Source organism: Roseiarcus sp. (assembly GCF_052145395.1).
Taxonomy (GTDB): domain Bacteria; phylum Pseudomonadota; class Alphaproteobacteria; order Rhizobiales; family Beijerinckiaceae; genus Roseiarcus.
This window is the reverse complement of the sequence record NZ_JBKQOT010000197.1, coordinates 1-2,627: the sequence shown is the minus strand read 5'-3', so window position 1 is coordinate 2,627 and position 2,627 is coordinate 1. Positions and strand designations below refer to the sequence as shown.

The following is a 2,627-nucleotide window of genomic DNA, read 5'->3' as shown; positions in this document are numbered from 1 at the left end:
GCCGACAGAAAGCCGCCCCGAATCATCCCCTGAAGACGAATCCAAAATCCCCCGCCACGCAACAACTTTCGCGGATCCTCGATGACTCGGGGTATAGCTCCGCGAGCACCGATTTCGCGTCGACGAGAAATGGCGTGTCGAGACCCTCTTTGAAGGATTCGTATATCGGTGACAACAACGAACGCGCGTCCCCGGCCTTACCTCGCCAAAGCCCGAGATCGAGCGCGGCCCGGAGACTCCAGAAGATGGCTTTCTGACGCTCCGCGATCACCAAAGCCTGCCGGTAACTCTTCTCGGCGCCGGCCTGATCGCCCAAAACAGCAAGAAGTGTTCCTCGTATGCGATGCGCCTCCGACTCGGCCCAGCGCTCGTGAGTCGACTCCATGACCGCGAATGCTTCAGCCAGCCGGTCCAGCCCCTCCTCGGCCCGACCCAGCTTGCCATAGACTTCTGTAAGGGTCAGCAACCGACGCCAGCGCTGCGCCACTGCTCAGCGAGGTGCTTTGAATGGCCGTCGAGAGCGCGGCGCTCAGACCGGAACAGTTCTGGGTCGCCGGAAGCATCGCCGGAGCGTTGCAGACGGCCCATGCGGTCTGCGCGCCAACCTGGGCCGCTTCCTGGACCTGCATGCTTCGGTATTCGTAGATGCCGAAATCGACCGCGTTGCCAAGGATCACAACGAGGACCATCGTCACGGCGGCGAATTCGACCGCCGCCGTTCCGCGATCGTCGCGGACGAAGCTGAGACGCGATTCGAACGCTGGCGTTCACATGACTTCCGGCAGTCGCTTCAAGTATCACATGCTGATATCTGCCTTCACGGCGCTCGAAAACGTTGCCGGAGGCCTGTGGAAGCGCGTCGCCTAAGCCGCGGCGCTCAGGGATCTTTCTTTCCCAGCCCGTGCAACGCCTGCGCGAGCCAAGTCGAAGCCTCCTTCAGCGCCTCGCCGCCTTTCCCAACAAGCACGCGCAGCTCCTCTTCCAGTTCCATGAGGCGCGAGGTCCCGCCGTCCGGCAGCGGCGGCAGGATGTGCGCGAAATAGGTATGGTCGAGGAGGCGGTGCAACAGGCGCTCGCCGAGGAACGGCTCGTCGTTGTTGAGGGTTCTGGCCGCCTTCATGAGGGTCCGGATATCGTATTGGGTCGGGCTGATGTCGGGAACCTGCTTGGGAAGGCCGAGCAGGCGATAGGCTGCTACGCGCCCGCTCCGCACCGAGCTCTCGACGGTGAAGACGACATCGTTGCTCGTCTCGACGAACTGGCCGACGAGCGCGAGATTGGCGCAGCCCTCGGGGACGATCCGCGGCCGGTCGCCGGCCGCGCGCGGCATGAACTGCGCAGTAATATAGGGCATCAGCGCGGTGCGAACTTTCGTGTTGGCTGCGACCTCGTCCAACTTGTCGGCGATGCCGAGGTGGAAGCACAGCTCCGCCAGGATTTCCCGGCCGGTGCAGGCCGGCATCGACTTCTTCACGAAATCGCCGTTCCGATCCATGAAGAGGGCGTAGGCCCATAGGACCAGGACGTCCTTCGGCTGGTTCGGGAAATGCGGCTGACGGTTGCAGGTGAAGCTGAGCAGCCAGCTCGAATCGGTGAAGGTGATGATGCCGCCTGTCACGGCCTTGCCCGAATAGGGATCATTGACCGCCAGCTCTTTCAGCTTATCGACGAGTGGCGACGGCTTGCAGGTGAGCGTGGCCGATTCCCAGATCGAACGGTCGACATCGCCGTAGAATTTCTCTGGCTTGCCGAAGGCCGGGGATTTCGCGGCGAGGTTGCGCCACAGCGTCCAGCCGCTCTCCGGACCGGGATTGCGGCGATCCACGGCGAGCGTCGGTACGGTGTCGAGATCGCCGTAGGCTGTCCCTTCGGTCATGGAGCCGGTGAGCGCGATGACGATGTCCTCGGGCCCGACCGGGATCGTCTCGCTCCTGCCGTCGCGCATGCAGAGAATCTTCGTTACGGTCTTTCGCTCGCCCTCGATCTCCACGGCAAGATCATGGACGCGCGTGCTGAATTGAGTCTGGACGCCCTTTTCGCTGAGCCAAGCGATCAGCGGCCGGACAAAGCTGTCGTACTGGTCATATTTCGGGAACACCAGCGACGACATGTCCTGCAAGCCGTCGATCAGGTCGAGGAAGCGGTGCATGTAGAGCTTCATTTCCAGAAGGCTGTGCCAGTTCTGGAAGGCAAACATGGTCCGCCAAAAGACCCAGAAATTGCTCTCAAGCAGGCCCTTTGAGAAATATTGCTCGACCGTCGTGTCGTCGAGCTCTTCCTTGCGCTTGAAAAGCAGGCGGGTCAGCTCCCATTGCTGCGATCGGCTCAGGCCGAAGGTCGAAAAATCCTTGATCTGACCCTGCCGGTGCATCAGGCGGGCCTTGGAATAGGTCGGGTCGTTGTCGTTGAGGAGCCGGTACTCGTCGAGGACGCTGTATCCCTCCGGCAGCTCCAGGGCAGGCACATCCTGGAAGACGTCCCAGAAGTTCTCATAGGTGAAGCACATCTCGCGCCCGCCGCGCATGATGTACCCGGTCTCGGCGTCGCCCGCCCCGTCGAGCGAACCGCCGGCGACATCGACGGAATCGAGGATGTACCGGCCAAAGCCCTGGGCGACAATCTCCGGC

At 62.3% G+C, this 2,627-nt stretch carries 3 protein-coding genes; 1 reads left to right on the top strand and 2 read right to left on the bottom strand.

Annotated elements, in window-relative coordinates; genetic code table 11:
• Positions 1–22: 22 nt before the first annotated feature.
• Positions 23–487: a hypothetical protein gene (locus ACLP25_RS06795; protein ID WP_442468458.1), complete on the bottom strand. Its 465-nt coding sequence runs from the start codon at positions 485–487 to the stop codon at positions 23–25.
• 20 nt (positions 488–507) lie between these two features.
• Between ACLP25_RS06795 and ACLP25_RS06790 the strand changes: the two genes are divergently transcribed.
• A complete protein-coding gene (locus ACLP25_RS06790) occupies positions 508–645 on the top strand; it encodes a hypothetical protein (protein ID WP_442468457.1) in 138 nt (45 codons plus the stop codon).
• Positions 646–877: 232 nt separating this feature from the next.
• Here ACLP25_RS06790 and ACLP25_RS06785 read toward each other — a convergent pair.
• A partial coding sequence (locus ACLP25_RS06785; RefSeq protein ID WP_442468456.1) for an oleate hydratase occupies positions 878–2,627 on the bottom strand: 1,750 nt, incomplete at its 5' end.

Excerpts from the sequence above, each read along its gene's own strand:
- ACLP25_RS06790 (WP_442468457.1), top strand. The coding sequence starts at position 508 with ATGGCCGTCGAGAGCGCGGCGCTCAGACCGGAACAGTTCTGGGTCGCC.